Annotated in this window: 14 protein-coding genes and 2 pseudogenes; 9 read left to right on the top strand and 7 right to left on the bottom strand. The window is 71.6% G+C overall.

Annotated features, from left to right (window positions below):
- Positions 1–77: 77 nt before the first annotated feature.
- Positions 78–1,661, top strand: coding sequence for an LPXTG cell wall anchor domain-containing protein (locus tag E9998_RS13450; protein ID WP_136530219.1), 1,584 nt, complete (start codon positions 78–80; stop codon positions 1,659–1,661).
- A gap of 172 nt (positions 1,662–1,833) precedes the next feature.
- Here E9998_RS13450 and E9998_RS13445 read toward each other — a convergent pair whose 3' ends face one another.
- On the bottom strand, positions 1,834–2,052 hold the full coding sequence (locus E9998_RS13445; RefSeq protein ID WP_136530218.1) for a hypothetical protein: 219 nt from the start codon (positions 2,050–2,052) through the stop codon (positions 1,834–1,836).
- A gap of 317 nt (positions 2,053–2,369) precedes the next feature.
- On the opposite strand from E9998_RS13445, the gene E9998_RS13440 reads away from it, so the two are divergent.
- Positions 2,370–3,191 carry a P1 family peptidase gene (locus tag E9998_RS13440; RefSeq protein ID WP_136530217.1) on the top strand — a complete coding sequence of 274 codons (822 nt, stop codon included), beginning with the start codon at positions 2,370–2,372 and terminating at the stop codon, positions 3,189–3,191.
- 10 nt (positions 3,192–3,201) lie between these two features.
- Complete coding sequence (locus E9998_RS13435; RefSeq protein WP_136530216.1) at positions 3,202–4,083, top strand: glycoside hydrolase family 191 protein; 882 nt, start codon at positions 3,202–3,204, stop codon at positions 4,081–4,083.
- Positions 4,084–4,176: 93 nt separating this feature from the next.
- On the opposite strand, the pseudogene E9998_RS27075 reads toward E9998_RS13435, so the two are convergent.
- Positions 4,177–4,755 (bottom strand): annotated as a pseudogene (locus E9998_RS27075) (GGDEF domain-containing protein); the annotation flags it as partial.
- Between E9998_RS27075 and E9998_RS26305 the strand changes: the two are divergent.
- On the top strand, positions 4,649–4,957 hold the full coding sequence (locus E9998_RS26305; RefSeq protein WP_136530215.1) for a hypothetical protein: 309 nt from the start codon (positions 4,649–4,651) through the stop codon (positions 4,955–4,957). The pseudogene E9998_RS27075 and the gene E9998_RS26305 sit on opposite strands and share 107 nt — an antisense overlap.
- A 231-nt stretch (positions 4,958–5,188) precedes the next feature.
- On the top strand, positions 5,189–5,323 hold the full coding sequence (locus tag E9998_RS26770; protein ID WP_275669513.1) for a hypothetical protein: 135 nt from the start codon (positions 5,189–5,191) through the stop codon (positions 5,321–5,323).
- 799 nt (positions 5,324–6,122) lie between these two features.
- On the opposite strand, the gene E9998_RS13420 is transcribed toward E9998_RS26770, so the two are convergent.
- A complete protein-coding gene (locus tag E9998_RS13420; protein WP_136530214.1) occupies positions 6,123–6,317 on the bottom strand; it encodes a hypothetical protein in 195 nt (64 codons plus the stop codon).
- 69 nt (positions 6,318–6,386) lie between these two features.
- Positions 6,387–6,692: a hypothetical protein gene (locus E9998_RS13415; RefSeq protein WP_158299800.1), complete on the bottom strand. Its 306-nt coding sequence runs from the start codon at positions 6,690–6,692 to the stop codon at positions 6,387–6,389.
- 194 nt (positions 6,693–6,886) lie between these two features.
- On the opposite strand from E9998_RS13415, the gene E9998_RS13410 reads away from it, so the two are divergent.
- The 4 genes from E9998_RS13410 to E9998_RS13395 all read left to right on the top strand — a co-directional run bounded on the left by E9998_RS13410 (position 6,887) and on the right by E9998_RS13395 (position 11,034).
- Positions 6,887–8,041, top strand: coding sequence for an LCP family protein (locus tag E9998_RS13410; protein WP_136530212.1), 1,155 nt, complete (start codon positions 6,887–6,889; stop codon positions 8,039–8,041).
- Between the two features lie 82 nt (positions 8,042–8,123).
- The gene (locus E9998_RS13405) at positions 8,124–9,242 is read left to right on the top strand and encodes an LCP family protein (protein ID WP_136530211.1); all 1,119 of its coding nucleotides are present in this window, start codon (positions 8,124–8,126) and stop codon (positions 9,240–9,242) included.
- Positions 9,243–9,313: 71 nt separating this feature from the next.
- Positions 9,314–10,426 carry an LCP family protein gene (locus E9998_RS13400; protein ID WP_136530210.1) on the top strand — a complete coding sequence of 371 codons (1,113 nt, stop codon included), beginning with the start codon at positions 9,314–9,316 and terminating at the stop codon, positions 10,424–10,426.
- Positions 10,427–10,515: 89 nt separating this feature from the next.
- Positions 10,516–11,034 carry a hypothetical protein gene (locus tag E9998_RS13395; RefSeq protein ID WP_136530209.1) on the top strand — a complete coding sequence of 173 codons (519 nt, stop codon included), beginning with the start codon at positions 10,516–10,518 and terminating at the stop codon, positions 11,032–11,034.
- 357 nt (positions 11,035–11,391) lie between these two features.
- On the opposite strand, the pseudogene E9998_RS13390 reads toward E9998_RS13395, so the two are convergent.
- From E9998_RS13390 to E9998_RS13380, 3 genes and pseudogenes are all read right to left on the bottom strand, one after another.
- Positions 11,392–12,237: pseudogene (locus E9998_RS13390) on the bottom strand (siderophore-interacting protein); the annotation flags it as partial.
- A gap of 539 nt (positions 12,238–12,776) precedes the next feature.
- On the bottom strand, positions 12,777–14,744 hold the full coding sequence (locus tag E9998_RS13385; RefSeq protein ID WP_136530207.1) for an FtsX-like permease family protein: 1,968 nt from the start codon (positions 14,742–14,744) through the stop codon (positions 12,777–12,779).
- Positions 14,741–15,505: an ABC transporter ATP-binding protein gene (locus tag E9998_RS13380; protein ID WP_240037606.1), complete on the bottom strand. Its 765-nt coding sequence runs from the start codon at positions 15,503–15,505 to the stop codon at positions 14,741–14,743. Before E9998_RS13380 ends, E9998_RS13385 begins: the two co-directional genes overlap by 4 nt.
- Positions 15,506–15,520: the final 15 nt, after the last annotated feature.

Raw genomic sequence — 15,520 nt, 5'->3', positions numbered from 1 at the left:
CCTCGGTAGGCGTCTAGGAAATGTCACGACGCACGGCCGTCCTCTCCGGACGGTCGGATCCCACGAGGAGACCAGCCATGTCAACACCCCTGACCCGATTCGGACGCGCCCCCGCGCGCTTCGCCGCCGCGGCGGCGGCCGCGGCCCTGGGGGCGGCGGCGTTCGCCGCGCCCGCCGCCGCCCAGGCGCCCGACCCGACCGACTCCTACTACGACTTCTCCGGGCCGGTCACGGCCGGCGAGGGCACCCGCCACGGCGCCTTCGGCCTCTTCTTCGGCGACGACCTCGAACCGGGGGCGCACACCGTCGCCTTCTCGCTGGTCGTCGACGCGCACGAGTCGACGTTCGCGTTCGAGGGCTTCGACGAGCGCTGCGAGGACTTCCCGGGCTCGAACGCCCTGAACTGCGCCGAGGAGAAGGCCGACTCGGCCGTGTTCTTCGACTTCGACTACAGCGCCGCGGCCGGCACCGAGCCGGGCGTGTACCCGTACGCCGTCACGATCTTCGTCGACGACGAGGAGGTCGACGTCGTCGAAGGCGACATCGAGGTCCTCCCCGGCGAGGACCAGCCGTCCTCGGCCTGGCCGTTCCTGCACGGCGACGCGGTCTTCGAGGGCGTCGAGCCGGGTGCGACCGTGGAGGTCCAGCCCGAGTTCCTCCAGGAGCACGCCTTCCCCGAGGACGCGGCCGCGGTCATCGTGACGTTCAGCGAACCGGAGTACCCGTTCGGCGACGGCAAGGGCGCCGCCGCCCGCGCCGACTACGACAACTGCGTCGACCGGTACTTCGACTCGCCCGGCGCGACCTGCGTCGTCACCGACTTCACCGACGCGCCGGGCACGGTGTTCACGCCCACGGTCCCGGTCCACTACGACGTGAACGAGCGCGCGCCGGGACCGGTCGACGTGTGCGTCTGCTACTACAGCGCCTATGTGGTCGACGCCGCCGAGCTCGAAGCGCGGTTCGGCGACGTCGAATGGGACCCCTCGGGCGACCTGTTCGGCCTGCGGACGGTGAGCGAACCGGAGTCGGAGTTCGCCGACTCCACGGTCGGCGAGATCGTCATCCGCACCGCCGACAACCCCTGGGACCTCACCGTCGCCGACGCGAAAGCGAAGGGCGCCAAGGGCTCCGAAGTGAAGGTGACGCTGAGCCCCGGCAACGGCGGCCCGGCCGACGCGTACGACTTCTTCGACGGTCCCGGCTCCTACGCCCTGTTCGGGACGCTGCCGACGGGCCTGGCGCTCGTCGACGTCGCCGGAGAGGACTGGCACTGCCTCGCCGAGGCCGACTGGGACGACTACCTGCCCGCCGAGGACCCCGCCGACCTCGCGAAGCTCGACTTCGCGTGCCTCATCGGCGAACTCGCCGCCGACGAGACGAAGCCGCTGACGGCGACCGTCAAGGTCACCGGCTCGGTCGCGAAGGCCGACGGGACCCTTGAGATCGTCGCGCTCGACAACGACGGCTACCCCGGCGGCCTCGAAGGCGACCCGACCAACGACACCGCCGTCTTCAGCGTCGACCCCTCCGGCTCCGGCCAGCTCCCCACCACCGGCGGCTCCATGACGATGATCCTGGTCGGCGCCGCGGCCGCCATCGTCGCGGGCGTCCTCCTGTTCGTCTTCACCCGCCGCCGCAGAAGCGCCGCCGAGGAGTAGCGGACGGCGGGGCGGGCGCCGTTCGGCGCCCGCCCCGCCGCTCCCCGGGAATGCGAAACGCGCCGGGCTCTCGGTGAGAGCGCCAGCGCGTCGCGTTCTGAGGCCGTCTGGCGACGGCGGTGAGTCGTGCAGTCGTGCGGTGCGGCGCCTTGTGGGCGCGCTCGGCTCGGACCTAGCGGGCGAGACCGGCGAGGGCGCGGCCCTCGACCCGGTCGGCCACGCGGCGCAGGACGCCGGCGGTCGAGAGACGGACCTTCTCGGGACGGGTGACGCCGAAGACATACGGCTTGTCGGCCCGCCCGTCGTCAACGACCGGCGCGTTCGGCAGGGCCGAGGTGGCGACGGTGTTGGCGGCGTCGACTGCGAGGTAAGCACCTACGAACTCGTTCATGATGATTCCTTCCCGGCAGGGTGTGCCGGATGTTCGTACTGAAGGGGGACCGCTCGTCGATGACGCCTTTGTCGACGGCGGGATCCGGGCCAGCCGCTGCGGGCCGCCCGGGGCCGGTTCGCCGCCGCGGTCCGGGTTCGCCGTGCCGCGGCCGTTCTTCCGGCCTCGTGTTCAATGCTAAGACCGTTCGAGGCGGGAAATCCAGGGATTTCGCGTGGGTCACATGTATCGCGCGACACTGTCCACAAGCAACTAAACTACCGTTCGGTCGGGAATTCCGGGGGCGCGGGGGCGACCGCTGCCGGTAGTCTGTCCGGATGCGGGACTTGGGAGTTCGCGTCGGCCACTGGACCGGCGAGCACACCGGATGCACGGTGCTCGTCTTCGAGCGGGCCACGGTCGCGTCGGGCGAGGTCCGCGGGGGCGCGCCCGCAAGCCGCGAGTTCGAACTGCTCGACCCCACGCGCGCGAACGCCGGGATCGACGCCGTCCTGCTCACCGGCGGGTCCGCGTTCGGGCTCGCCGCCGCCGACGGGGTCATGCGCTGGCTGGCCGAGCACGGCCGGGGCGTGCCGACGCCGGGCGGCCTGGTCCCGATCGTGCCGACCCTGGGCCTGTACGACCTCGACGGCTCGGGGAACACGCCCGAGTCGGAGCAGGGCTACGAGGCGTGCGACGCGGCGATGGCGCCGTTCGAGCCGGCGCTGGACGGGCCGGTGGGCGCAGGGCGGGGCGCGACGGTCGGCCAGTGGCGGGGGGTCACGCTCCCTTCGGGGCTGCGGTCGGCGACCGTGACGGCCGGGCGGCTCCAGGTGCACGTCCTCGCGGCGGTCAACGCGTTCGGCGAGCCCGGCCCGATCGACCGGGGCCTGCTGCGGCCCGAGGGGTTCGCGAGCGGCTCGTTCGGGCGCAACACGACCATCGGCGTCGTGGTCACCAACGCCAGGCTCGACAAGGTCGCGTGCGCGCTCACCGCGCAGGGCGCCCACGACGGCCTCGCGAAGGCCATCAGCCCCGTGCACACCCGCATGGACGGGGACGCGTTCGTGGCCGCCGCGACCGGCGAGGTCGAGGCCTCGGTGGACGTGGTCCGGGCCCTCGCGGTGGAGGCCGTCGCCGAAGCGGTCGGCACCCCTTAGTCTCGGGCGCATGAGACGTCCCGCCGCCGCGCTCGCGGCCCTCCCGCTCCTCCTCGCCGCCTGCACCACCGGCGGCGGCGCCCCTGCGGACGGTCCGGACGGGGCGACGTGGCTGTACTGGCTCACCGGCTACCCCGCAGGCGGGTTCGACGCCGCCGAGGCCGGGGCCTTCGACTACGCGGTGGTCGACCTCGCGCGCGACGGCGGCGAGGACTACTGGAGCGCCGAGGAGGTCGGCGCGCTCCAGGCCGAGGGGACGAGCGTGTTCGCGTACTTCTCGATGGGGTCCATCGAGGACTACCGGCCCGAGAGCGAGGCGGTCGAGGACGCCGGGCTCGTGCTCAACCGGTGGGGCGACTGGCCCGACGAGCACTTCGTCGCGTACTGGGACCCGCAGTGGTGGGACCTCGTCATGGCCCCGCGCCTCGACCAGGCCGCCGCCGCGGGGTTCGACGGCGTCTACCTCGACGTCCCGAACGCCTACGAGGAGATCGACCTCGCGCTCGTCCCCGGCGAGACCCGCGAGAGCCTCGCCGCGAAGATGGCCGAACTCGTCGTCGCCGCCGCCGAGTACGCGGGCGAGGACCTCATGATCCTTCCGCAGAACTCGCCGGAACTGCGCGAGCACCCCGGCTACACCGACGCGATCGACGGCCTCGGCGTCGAGCACCTCTACTACCTCGACACCGGCGAGGCCTGCGAGGAGGACTGGTGCGCCGAGACCCTCGACCACGTCAGGGCCCTGCGCGAGGCCGGGAAGCTCATCCTCGCCGTCGACTACACCGACGACCCCGGCGAGCGGGCCGAGGCCTGCCGGCGCTACCGCGAGGAGGGCTTCGCCGGAGCGGTCGCCGGCATCGACCTCGACGCGCCCTACGAGCCCTGCCCCTGAGAGCGGCGTTAAACCGCCGTCGATCCAGGGGTGCTTCCTCGAACGTTTCATCTGATACATCGCCTGGTCGGCGGCCCATAGCGTCTGCGCCGGGTTCCCCCCGGCCGACAGGCGCGCCCACCCGATCGACACGTCCACCGGCGTGCCCGGCACCGAGTACTCCCACTGCTCGGCCGCCACCGCCACCCGGATGCGCTCGGAGACCGCGTCCGCGTCGTACTCCGTGGCGCCCGGCAGCACCAGGATGAACTCGTCGCCGCCCGTGCGCGCCAACAGGTCCCCCGAACGCACCACACTCGACAGCAGCGCCGCCACCCTTTGGAGGATCGCGTCCCCCGCCTGGTGGCCGTGCGTGTCGTTGACCGCCTTGAACCCGTCGAGGTCGAGCACCGCGATCATCCCGTCCCCCTCCACATCGGACAGGAACGCGTCGAGGCGCCGCCGGTTCGGCAGGCCCGTCAGGTCGTCGGTGTTCGCCCGGTCCGCCCAGCCCGCCGCCGCACGACGCAACTGGTCGTGGTCCACCAGCGCCGCCGCCGACGCCAGATAGATCGTGTGGAACTCGTTGATCTGCTTGTACAGCGCGTACGTCGTCGCATGGGCCGCGAGGATCGACGCCGCATGGTCGCCCTTCGCCACCAGCGCCAGCGACTTCAGGTGCTGCGGCTCCATCACCCCGAGCGTCTCGTCGCCGATGTCCCGCGCCTCCAGCACCTCCAGCGCCTCCAGGCCCCGCGCCTGCGCGATGAGCCGCGACGCCCGCGCCATCGCCCGCAGGTCCAACGCCTCCACCGACGACGTCTCCTCCGGCAGCAGGTGCTCCACCGACCACTGCTCGCTGAACCCCAGCAGGCTCAACCGCGCGATCGCGTAGTGCACCCACTCCAGCTCCCGCGTGTCCAGGTCGTGCAGGCTCGACTTCACCCGCCGCAGCTCCTGGCGCAGCTGGCCCGTGCACGCCCGCGGATCACCCGTGTAGTACCGCAGCAGCGCGTCCCGCACCCGGATCTCCACGCCCTCCACCGAGGACCGGCTCACCCCCGCCCGCTCCGCGAGCGTGTGGCACTGGTCGAGCGCCCCAGCCGCCTGCTGCTGGTAGCCGCAGTTGGACAGCACCACCGCCAGGTCGTACCACGCGTCCACCGCCGCCTGGCTCGCCTCCGTCATCGACCGCAGCGCCCGCGAGGCCAGGACCAGCCGCTGCGCCGTGAAGTCGAGCGACTTGATGTGGTGGTGGTAGTACCAGGCCGCGAGCGCGTGGTAGCGCCCGTCCAGGCGCGGGTCCCGGCAGCGGGTCACCGCCGTGCCGGCCTGGTCGATGGTCCCGGGGATCTTGTCGATGATGCGCTGGTTGATCTGGCCTTCGAGGATGAACAGCCACGCCTGGGCCCGCTGATGGGCCGTCTCGGTGTTGTAGACGATCCAAGTGGCCTCCGCGACCGCCTCCGCGACCTGCCCCGACCGCATGAGCGCACGCAGACGCCGGTACTGATCGGCATAATCACGCGCAGACGTGATCCCCCTCCGTGGCGTCACGCGCTCTATCCTGCCACCGCCGCGCCGATATATCCAGTGGCGCAGGTCGTGGCCGTTTCGTCCCGGCGTCACCGGAAGGCATGGGCCCGAACCGTTTTCCTCCACCCGGCCCGCCCGCCGCCTAGAGTGGGTGCAGCGCCCGAAATGGAAGGATGGTGCACTTTGGTCCCCGCATGTCCATGCGCCACCTGCGGCGCCGCCCTCACACCCGCCCCCGGTGCCACCGTCCTCGCCTGCGCGCACTGCGGCACCGAACTCCACGGCCGCCCCGCCCCCCGCCGCCTCGCCGACCCCGACTGGACCGCCCTGGCCCCCAAGCCGACCCTCCGCTACGCCGACGACACCCCCCAGGCACTCTGCGCCCCCGACGCCCTCGTGCCCTTCCGCGTCGAACGCGCCACCGCCCGCCGCCTCCTGCGCGAATGGTCCCGCCGCCAGTGGTTCGCGCCCCGCGCGCTGCGCCGCGTCGACGAGTCGGAGTCCTTCCGCGCCGCCTTCGTCCCCTACTGGATCTGGGAGGCCCGCACCCGCTCGCGCTTCCGCGCCGCCCGCGGCGAGTACCGCTGGAACTCGGCCGGCGGCGGCCGGGTGCGGGCGATCCGCTGGTTCCCGGCGGCCGGAACGGTCGACCGCGACTTCACCGGGGTCGCTGTCGCGGCCACGGTGCGCCTGGACTCGCGGGCGCTGGGCGAGCTCATGCGGGACTGGCGGCTGGGCGGGGCGCTGCCGTTCGAGCCGTGCCTGCTGGAGGGCTGCTGGGTGCAGCGCTACGACCTGGAGCCGGAGGTCGGCCTGGAGCTGGCGAAGGCGCGGATGGCGGCGGCGGTGGAGCGCGAGGTGCGGGCCCGGGTGGGCGGGGACGAGCAGCACGTGCCGCGGATCGAGACGGCGTACGCCGGGCTCGGGTACCGGCTGGTGCTGCTGCCGGTGTGGCTGGCGTCGTACCCGCACCGGGGGCGGCGGCGGATGGTGGCGGTGCACGGGGAGTCGGGCCGGGTGGTCGGCGAGCGTCCCCGGAGCGCCGCGAAGGTCGCGTCGGCGGCCGTGCTCGCCTTCGCAGTGGCAAGCGTCATACTGTATTTCAGCCTTTTATCCGCATTGCGCGCGCCGATCGGTCGGCGATGCGGTGCAGATGATGGTCACTCCCTGGATATGAACTATCGTCGGGTCTGCGCAACCCCCCAGTCGTACTGCGCGTGTACCCCCCAGAGCGAGCCAGCCCACCCCGGCTGCCCCGCGCACCCCACTGGAGTTTCCGGGAGAGGCAATGAGCGACCCGATCAGTCATGCCGCCAAGGCGTCGTCCCCGTGGTGGGCGAAGGCCATGGTCGTGAGCGGATCGATGGTCATGGTGATCGCGGGCGGCGGCGCGGTCGCCGCGCAGGTCGGCGTGAACCTGGTCAACGACTCGGTCAACCAGGAGAACCTCCTCGACGACCAGCGCGTCGAGGTCGAGGAGGGCGCCGACATCGAGGGCCCGTTGAACTTCCTGGTGCTCGGCACCGACGAGCGCGTGGACGCCGGCGGCGTGGCCCGCACCGACGCCGACATCATCGTGCACATCAACGAGGACCTCACCCAGGTCTCGATGATCTCGCTGCCGCGGGACCTCCTCGTCGACATCCCCTCGGGGGTCCCCGAGTCGCAGACGAAGCTGACCGAGGCGTTCGCGTACTCCGAGGACTGGGGCGAGTCGTTCCAGAACACCGCCGAGACGATCACGAACCTGACCGGCGTCAAGTTCAACGGCGGCGCCATCGCGAACTTCGAGGGCTTCCTCGACATGGTCGAGGAGCTCGGCACGATCGAGCTGTGCCCCTGGCACGACATCAAGTCCATCCATACCGACAAGGTCTTCCCCGAGGGCTGCGCCGAGTACAACAAGGAGGACGCCCTCGACCTGGTGCGCCAGCGCTACGGCTGGGACTCCGCCGAGGACGTCGAGCAGGGCATCTGGGGCGACTTCGGCCGCCAGAAGATGCAGCAGCAGGCCATCAAGAAGATCCTCGAGCGCGCCAAGGAGCAGGGGTACGCGACCAACCCGGCCAAGGCCGTGGAGCTGCTCAACAGCTTCGGCGACGCCCTGACCCTGGACGTGGGCGGGTACAACCTCATCGACATGATCACGCAGATGCGCGACGTCGACCCGGGCGAGATCCTCTCGATCGGCACGCCTTCTTCCGCCGGCAATTTCAACGGCACCTCGTACGTGCTCATCCACGAGGGCACCGAGGAGCAGACCGACGCCGAGTCGCTGTGGGCGGCGATCGCCGACGACTCGCTCAACGAGTGGGCCTGCGAGAACCCCGAGTGGCTCAGCGGCGATTCGAGCCCCGACTGCACCGTGGAGGCGCCGACGGACGGCGCCTCGGCGAGCGAGGGCGCGAGCGAGTCGGCCGAGGACGGCTCGACCACCGGCTGACGGCGCCGCGGGGGAGGCAACCGCGGGCGCGTCCCGCCGCGTCCTGTACTGGGAACTCTCCCCCCGAGCCCTTTGGAGCACGATGGCCGGCAAGAGCGGCGCGCCCTGGTGGGCGCACCTGATGTTGTACACCGGCGGCTTGACGCTGGTCGTCGCCGGCGGCACCGCGGCGGTCACGCAGTACGGCCTCAACGCGGCGAACAGCGCCGTGCCTGAGGAGGACATTCTCGGCGAGCACCAGGCCGAAGTCGACGTCGACAACCTCGAGGGCCCGCTGAACATCCTGGTACTCGGCGTCGACAAGCAGGGTGCCACGACGCGCTCGGACACGATGATCATCGTTCATGTCAATGAGGAGCTCACCGAGGCGTCGATGATCTCGCTGCCGCGCGACCTGTGGGTGGAGATCCCCGACTGCGGGCCGACCATGAACAGCCCCTGCGAGTTCAAGATCAACCACGCCGCGTCGATCTCCGACGACTGGGAGGTCACGCGCCCCAACGTGGTCGAGACGATCTTCGACCTCACCGGGGTCGACTTCCATCTGGGCGCGACGGTCGACTTCAACGGATTCCTCGACCTCGTCGACCTCGTCGGCGAGATCGAGCTGTGTCCCTGGCACGAGATACAGTCGATCCACGGCGAGAAGCGCGTCTTCCCCGAGGGGTGCGCCTACTACGACAAGGACGAGTCGCTCGACCTCATCCGCCAGCGCTACGGCTGGAAGCTGGACTCTGACTGGGCGGAGGGCCGCGGCGGCGACTACGGGCGCCAGGCCATGCAGCAGCAGGCGATCCGGTCCCTGATCACCGAGCTGAAGGCCGACGGCTACCACAAGGATCCGGCCAAGTTGACCGAGATCCTCGAAGGCTTCGGCGGCTCGCTCACCATCGACAAACCCAATGAGCTGTCGATCACCGACCTGGTGGTGAACCTGCGGGACCTCGACCCCGACGCGATCACCTCGATCCAGGTGCCGTCCACGCCCGAGCGGATCCAATGGGACGACGATCCGCTCGACATCGTGCGCATTCACGAGGGCGAGGAGCAGGCCGCCGCCGACGCGCTGTGGGAGGCGCTCAAGAACGACACACTCGACCAGTGGATCGCCGCGAACCCCGGATGGGTCAAGAGCGAGACCGAGGCGACCGAGACGCCCACCGGCGAGGAGGCCACGACGCCCGCGGGGGGCACCGACTAGCGCGGGCGGGCCCTGGGGTCGGCGCGAACCTGAGGGGTATTGGATAATGCTCCCCTGACCCTTGGAGAGGCATGGCTGGCAAGAGCAACGCTCCCTGGTGGGCACATGTGATGTTGTACGCGGGCGGGGTGACCCTGGTGGTCGCCGGCGGCGCGGCGGCGGTGACCCAGTACGGCCTCAACGCCGCGAACAACGCGATCGAGCACGAGGACATCCTCGGCGACGCCCAGGCGGACATGGACGTCGAGGACATCAGCGGCCCCTTGAACATCCTGGTGCTCGGCGTCGACAAGCAGGGCGGCTCGACCCGCTCGGACACCATGATCATGGTGCACATCAACGAGGACCTGACCGACGTCTCGATGGTGTCGCTCCCCCGCGACCTGTACGTCGAGATCCCCGACTGCGGCCCCGACTGGGGCAACAACACCTGCATGCAGAAGCTCAACCACGCCGCCTCGATCTCCGACGACTGGGACGTCACGCGCGCCAACGTGGTGCAGACGATCTACAACCTCACCGGCGTCGAATTCCACATGGGAGCCACTGTGGACTTCGAGGGGTTCATGGACCTGGTCGACCTCGTCGGGACCGTCGAGCTGTGCCCCTGGCACGAGATCACCTCGATCCACGGCGACAACCGCGTCTTCCCCGAGGGCTGCAACGACTACAGCAAGGAAGAGGCCCTCGACCTCATCCGCCAGCGCTACCCGTGGGACGACCCCGAGGACTACGAGAAGGGCCTGTGGGGCGACTACGGGCGCCAAGCCATGCAGCAGCAGGCCATCAAGGCGCTCATCACCGAGCTGAAGGCCGACGGGTACCACAAGGACCCGGCGAAGCTCACCGACGTCCTCAACGGCCTGGGCTCCAAGCTCACCCTGGACCTGCCGGACGGCCTCACGGTCACCGACCTCGCCGTCAACCTGCGCGGCATCGACCCCGGCGACATCACCTCGATCCGGGTCCCGGCCACGTCCCAGGAGACCGACGTCGGCTCCTCGGAGGTCATCGCCGAGGGCGAGCAGCAGATCGCGGCCGACGCGCTGTGGACGGCGCTCCAGGAGGACACGATGAGCGAGTGGATCGCCCAGCACCCCGAGTGGGTCAAGCAGACCGGGAACGCCGCCACGGTGCCCGCGGAGACCCCGACGACCGAGGAGTCGACCGGGACCGTCGACTGACCCCGATGTGAACGGCCCGTGGGGCTCCGGCTCCCCACCGGTGGCCGATCGGGCCTAACCTGGGGTTCCCTGCTTTGTTGGAGCCCGCGATGACCCCTGCCGACGCGCCCGAGCCGCTCTACGAGACCCCCGGCCCCGTCAAGGGCGCCCAGACGATCGCCTTCCTGCAAGTGGTGACCCTGTTCGGCATCGGTACGACCTTGAGCACGGTCGGGTCGCTGGGGACGTGGCTGACGCGGCTGCTGGAGTTCTTCACCGACGCCGATGTGGCGGTGCTGCACGACGACGCGTTCGCGGTGCAGCTCGCCGGGTGGACGATGCTCGGCGCCGCCGTGATCCTCGGGGTGCTGACCTGGGGCATCGGCGCCGGGAAACGCTGGGCGCAGATCGGTCTGGCGGTCCTGGAAACCGCGCTCGGCGCGTCGATCGCGGTGGGCACGGGCCTCCTCGGCAACCAGGCCCTGGCACTGGTCACGGTGCCCTTCGCGGTGATCCCGGCGCTCGGCTCGGTGGTGCTCCTGGTGACCGGCTCCGCGAACCAGTGGTTCGCCCAGCACGGCTGGGAGCCCTGGTACCGCCGCTACTACGAGAAGCGGAACCGGGCCTGAACCGGGGCGGCTCCCTCAATCCGCAACGCCCGCCAATACCGCGCACCCAGGGCCCTGTGGATAACTCTGCCCTATGCGAGCAGGCAATCTAAGCATCCTTCGCGAAGTTATCCACAGGCTGGAAAGTTTTGTTGCCGTGCCTTGGCGTACCGGGTTTAGTAGATATCAAAAAAGAAGGCCATCCGGTTGCGGCGGGATGGCGGCGACAGAGGGGTTTCGCGAACGTCGCCATTCCACGATCGCGCGCGGGAAGCCGCCCGCGCCCGGTCCCCGCCGCAGCCGCTCCCCCGCGGAGCGCGGGGCGGCCGGACCCGTACAGTCCGACCGCCCCGCAAGAACCAGAACCGGTTTCGCTAACGCGCCTTCGGCGCGGGCCTCGTCGGCCTCGTCGACCTTGTTCCATTCGCGTTTGGAGGACTGCCAGCCGTCCTCGTTGTGGCCGAGCCGCCAGTACCCGGAGATGGACAGCCGCTCGCGCGGGATCTCGCGCTCGAACCTGAGGTACCGGCGGATCTCGCGCACGAAGCCGGCCTCGCCGTGCACGAAGGCCTGCACCGCGCCCTCGGGGAACTCGAAGCCGCGCACCGCCGCGACCAGCCGCTCGCCGACCGGGGCGTCGCCGCGGTGGATCCAGGTCACGAGCACGTCGCCCGCGGACTTGAACTGCTGCTCCTCCTCGGGGTCCTCGACCTCGATGAACACCCGCGCCCGGGCCCCGGGGGCCAGGTGCTCGACCGCCGAGGCGATCGCGGGGACCGCGCTCTCGTCGCCGATCAGCAGGTGCGAGTCGGCGCCGGAGTCGGGGGCGTAGCCGCCGCCGGGTCCGGCGAAGCGGAGCAGCGTCCCGGGCTGGGCGTTCGCGGCCCACGGGCCCGCGACGCCCTCGTCGCCGTGGTAGACGAAGTCGATCCACAGCTCCCGCGCGGCGGGGTCCCAGCGGCGCACCGTGTAGGTGCGGCTGACCGGCCATTGCTCGGGTGGGAGTTCCTCGCGGATGCGGGCGAGGTCGAACGGCTCGGGGTACTCGACGCCCTCGACCGGGAACTGGAGCTTCAGGTAGTGGTCGGTGAACTCGCCGCACTCGAAGTCCGCCAGGCCCTCGCCGCCGAGGACCACGCGGATCATGTGCGGGGTGACCCGCTCGGTCCGCACCACGGCGGCCGTCTTGATGTTCGGGGTCCTGCGTCCTCGGCGTTCCGCCATAGGGGCTCCTCAAAAGCGCGGCTCGCAGTACGGTCCGGCGAAGCCTGCGAGCCGACTGGCGGCCTCGTCGCGGAAGGCGTGGTTAGGGCTCCCTAACTATCACACCCTTCAGTTGTAGCGCGATTTCCGGGACGGCGCAGGAACCGCCACACCGAGCGGTGACACGACCCCGGACCGTATGCGGCGCGAAGCGGCCGGCGCTGATCGCCCTGTTCGGGTCCGGATCGACGGCGGGTGCGGACGACACGACGGATCGATGGTCGGTTGGAATCCCGGGCCCGGCGGGATGGTGCGGGCGGCTGATCAGAGGGAGGCGGTGGGTGGTGAGACACGGAGGTGGGTGGTGAACGCATCGACCCGTCTGGGGCACGGCACCGCAGGTGCCGTGCCCCAGACGGGTCCGCCGGGCCGGTCGTCGAGCCCCCTGATGAGGGTCTCGCGGGCCATGCGGCGCCTCCAGAACCAGGCGGGTTCGCCGCGTGGTCGGGCCGGTCGTCCGGCCCCCTGATCGTGTGCGCTGGGCTGGTTTCTCGCCCGGTTCAGTCGGGTCGGGGGCTCACGTCCAGCATCGCCGAGCGCAGCAGGGGCCGGGAGAGGCTTCCCGCGGCGATGACGGCGGTGACGCCGAGGGCGACCGTGGCGGTGAGGATGAGCAGGCCGCTCGCGTCGAAGCCCATCGCCCCGATGACGGGGAAGGTGAGGATCATGCCGGTGAGGATCGACGCGCCGCCGATGAAGGCGAGCGGCAGCACCGTCTCCTGCCTGCGGGCCCGGTCGAGAACCTGCTGCGGGGTTCCGGCCAGGTGCAGGAGCCGGTAGGTCTGGCGGCGGTCGAGGACCGAGCCGATCGCGCTGATCGCGGCCGAGACGGCGGCGGTGGCGAAGACCACGGCGAGGACGACGGTGACGCCGGTGCGGACGGAGCCGATGAGCCGGTTCGACATGATGCTGGAGTCGATCTCGCGTTCGGGCGGGTCGCCGGGGAGGACCGCGGTCATGGTCGAGCGCACCGACTCCAGGTCGGCGCCCGCGGCGGTCGCCTCGATCACCGCGGCCCCGTCGTCGGCGGTGAGGAACCCGCTCGATTCCACGACGGCGACCTCCGCGCCGGCGCCGAGCGCGGCGGTCAGGTCGGCGGCGAGGGCCTCCGCGTCGTCGGCGGGGACCATCGCGGCGATCGTCTCGGTCTCCTGGACGTCGGTGTCGGTGATGACCATCGGGAACATCGCGACCGACCCGGCGATGAAACCGGCGATCGCGACGCCCGAGACGGCCCGCCACGCCGACCGGGGGTCCTCGGCGAGGCGCCGAGCGGCCAGGAGCCGCGCCGGGGTCCTCGCCGTGCGCGCCAGGACCTTGCCGAGCCGCTGGACGATCCACGGCCCGACGAGGTTGACGGCGGCGAGCGTGCCGCCGAACAGGACCAGCATCACCGCGACCGCGACCATGCTGCCGCCCATCGCCTGCGAGCCGACCATGAACGCGAACGCGAGAACCGCGAACACGACGACGCGGATGGTCTTGAGGCCCTTGGGTTTCACACGCCGGGCGACCCCCAGCGGACTGATGACGACGCTGCGGAGGCCGATGAGCGCGGAGACGGCGACGAGGACGGGCACGGCGACCGCGACCGCGGCGGTCCAGGGCGCCCCGGCCCACAGGTCGGCGACGTACCAGCGGCCGCCGTCGATGGGTATGAGCGCGAACAGCGGCGTGCTGAGCAGCCAGGCGACCGTGCCGACGAGGGACCCGGCAGCGGCCGCAAGCGTCGTCTCGATGAGGGTGAGCCGCACGACCTGCGCGGGCGTGGCGCCGATGAGGCGCAGCGCGGCAAGGCGCTCGTCGCGGCGCGAGACGGTGAGGCGGGCGGCGGCCGCACCGAAGACCGCGGCGGGCACGGCCATGAGCACGGCGGCGAGGGCCATGAGGATCTGGTAGAAGCCGTACACGGTGTCGGGGGTGCCGCCCGTGTAGGCGTCGAAGGCGCGCGGCGAGACGGCGTCGGCGTTGTACCGGTCGGTGGTCATCGCGGGGTCGTCGTCGTCGCGGCCGACGACGGCGACGAGTTCGTTCGGGTGGGCGAGGGCCGCTTCGCCGAGCTCTCCGGCCACGTGGGCGTCGCCGTAGCGGGCGAGGAAGTCGGCGGCGGGCGCGCCGTCGAGGAGGTCGGCGGCGGCGGGCGAGAGCCACACCTCGCCGGGGGCGGGGAACGCGTCGAGGCCGGGCGGGACGGGCGCGTCGTCGGTGAGCGCGGCGAGGTCGACGCGCGTGACGGTGGCGCCGCCGAAGTGGTCGGCGGCGGTGGCGATGATCGCAGACGCGTCGGTTTCGGCGGCGACCGGCTCGCGCCACGAGGTGCGGTCGGCGCGTTCGGCGAACGCGAAGTTCCCGGCGACGGCGAACTGGAGGAGGAGCGTCGCGACGGCGACCGCGAGGGCGGTGAGGCCGGTGCTGAGGAGGGCGCGGCGACCGCCGAGGCGGGTGAGGCGCCAGGCGAGTTCGGTCATCGCCAGACCTCGGCGACCGGTTCGTGGCCGAAGCGCCCCGCCGAATCCGGGGCGGGCCCGGCCGGGGCCGTCCCGGCGAAGCCGTCGAAGCCGTCGCCGGTACGCGGGGCGCCGCTGAGGCGCCCGTCCCTGATCTCGATGGTGCGCGTGCAGCGGGCGGCGATGCGGGGGTCGTGGGTGACGACGACGAGCGCGGCGTCGAGTTCGGCGACCGTGTCGAGCAGGACGCCCATGACCTGGTCGCCGGTGGCGCGGTCGAGCGCGCCGGTCGGTTCGTCGGCGAAGACCACGGCGGGGCGCACGACGAGCGCGCGCGCGAGCGCGACACGCTGGGCCTCGCCGCCGGAGAGTTCGCCCGGCCGGCGCTGCTCCTTGCCTTCGAGGCCGAGGCGACGCAGTTCGGCGCGCGCCGGTTCGAGCGAGTCGCGGCGCGAGCGCCCGTCGAGCATGAGCGGCAGGGCGACGTTCTCCTCCGCGGGCAGTTCGGGCAGGAGCTGCCCGAACTGGAAGAGGAACGCGAAGCGGGTGCGCCGCAAATGACTGCGGCGGCGCTCCGAGAGCGAGTCGATGCGTTCGTCGAAGAGGCGGACCTCGCCGTCGTCGGGGCGCATGATCCCGGCGAGGCAGTGCAGGAGCGTGGACTTGCCGGAGCCGCTGGGCCCGGTGACGGCGACCGACTCGCCGGGCGCGGCGTGGAAGTCGACCCCGTCGAGGGCCGGGGCGGTCCCGAAGCGCTTGACGAGCGCACGGGCGGTGAGCATGGGCGGCCTCATCGG

Origin of the sequence: Glycomyces paridis (assembly GCF_004912155.1) — a bacterium.
GTDB classification, from domain to species: domain Bacteria; phylum Actinomycetota; class Actinomycetes; order Mycobacteriales; family Micromonosporaceae; genus Glycomyces; species Glycomyces paridis.
The sequence above is the reverse complement of the archived record's forward strand: the minus strand, read 5'-3'. Positions and strand labels throughout refer to the sequence as shown.

Bases quoted from the DNA above. Each gene is read 5' to 3' on its own strand.
- E9998_RS13450 (WP_136530219.1), top strand. From the start codon at position 78: ATGTCAACACCCCTGACCCGATTCGGACGCGCCCCCGCGCGCTTCGCC.
- E9998_RS13445 (WP_136530218.1), bottom strand. From the start codon at position 2,052: ATGAACGAGTTCGTAGGTGCTTACCTCGCAGTCGACGCCGCCAACACC.
- E9998_RS13440 (WP_136530217.1), top strand. From the start codon at position 2,370: ATGCGGGACTTGGGAGTTCGCGTCGGCCACTGGACCGGCGAGCACACC.
- E9998_RS13435 (WP_136530216.1), top strand. From the start codon at position 3,202: ATGAGACGTCCCGCCGCCGCGCTCGCGGCCCTCCCGCTCCTCCTCGCC.
- E9998_RS13420 (WP_136530214.1), bottom strand. From the start codon at position 6,317: ATGAGCTCGCCCAGCGCCCGCGAGTCCAGGCGCACCGTGGCCGCGACA.
- E9998_RS13415 (WP_158299800.1), bottom strand. From the start codon at position 6,692: ATGACGCTTGCCACTGCGAAGGCGAGCACGGCCGCCGACGCGACCTTC.
- E9998_RS13410 (WP_136530212.1), top strand. From the start codon at position 6,887: ATGAGCGACCCGATCAGTCATGCCGCCAAGGCGTCGTCCCCGTGGTGG.
- E9998_RS13405 (WP_136530211.1), top strand. From the start codon at position 8,124: ATGGCCGGCAAGAGCGGCGCGCCCTGGTGGGCGCACCTGATGTTGTAC.
- E9998_RS13400 (WP_136530210.1), top strand. From the start codon at position 9,314: ATGGCTGGCAAGAGCAACGCTCCCTGGTGGGCACATGTGATGTTGTAC.
- E9998_RS13395 (WP_136530209.1), top strand. From the start codon at position 10,516: ATGACCCCTGCCGACGCGCCCGAGCCGCTCTACGAGACCCCCGGCCCC.
- E9998_RS13385 (WP_136530207.1), bottom strand. From the start codon at position 14,744: ATGACCGAACTCGCCTGGCGCCTCACCCGCCTCGGCGGTCGCCGCGCC.
- E9998_RS13380 (WP_240037606.1), bottom strand. From the start codon at position 15,505: ATGCTCACCGCCCGTGCGCTCGTCAAGCGCTTCGGGACCGCCCCGGCC.